The organism is Streptomyces yokosukanensis, assembly GCF_001514035.1.
Lineage (GTDB): Bacteria > Actinomycetota > Actinomycetes > Streptomycetales > Streptomycetaceae > Streptomyces > Streptomyces yokosukanensis.
On record NZ_KQ948259.1, the window covers coordinates 4,076 to 5,009 of the forward strand.

Below are 934 nucleotides of genomic sequence, written 5' to 3' on the forward strand. Positions count from 1 at the left end.
AACACCTCACCCACCGACCGCAAGAACCGATCCCACCCCCCCTCACCACGCCGCAACGAACCCACCACCACACCATCAACACCCACCGCACCCATCGACTCAGCCAACACAAACCCCAACACCGGATGCGGACTCACCTCCACAAACACACGCCGCCCCGACCCCAACAACGAACCAACCACCCCCTCAAAACACACCCGCTCCCGCAAATTCCGATACCAATACCCCCCATCCAACAACGCCGTATCCAACTCACCACCCGTCACCGTCGAAAAGAACGGCACACCCGACGACACCCCCGACACACCCGCCAACACCTCCCCCAACTCACCCTCCACACGCTCCACCTCCGCCGAATGCGACGCATAATCCACCGCCACCCGACGCACCCTCACCCCCTCCGCACGCAACTCCTCCTCCAACACACCCAACGCACCCACCACACCAGCAACCACCACCGACGACGGACCATTCACCGCCGCAACCGACAACCCCTCACCCAACCGCCCCTCCACCACACCCACCGGCAACGCAACCGACAACATCCCACCCCCACCCGCCAAACCCGACGCAATCACCTGACTACGCCGCGCCACCACCCGCGCACCATCCTCCAACGACAACCCACCCACCACACACGCCGCCGCAATCTCCCCCTGCGAATGCCCCACCACCGCAACCGGCTCCACACCCACCGACCGCCACAACCCCGCCAACGACACCATCACAGCCCACAACACCGGCTGCACCACATCAACCCGCTCCAACGCCTCCTCATCACCCAACACATCAACCAACGACCACCCCACAAACGGCGCCAACGCCTCCCCACACCTCCCCATCCACTCCGCAAACACCACCGACTCCCGCAACAGACCAACCGCCATACCCACCCACTGCGCCCCCTGCCCCGGAAACACAAACACCACATCCC

General features: G+C 64.3%; 1 protein-coding gene. It reads right to left on the bottom strand.

Annotation, left to right across the window (positions count from 1 at the left end):
- Window positions 1-934, bottom strand: a 934-nt coding sequence (locus tag AQI95_RS43725) for an acyltransferase domain-containing protein (protein ID WP_159056766.1), incomplete at both ends; no start/stop codon positions are given.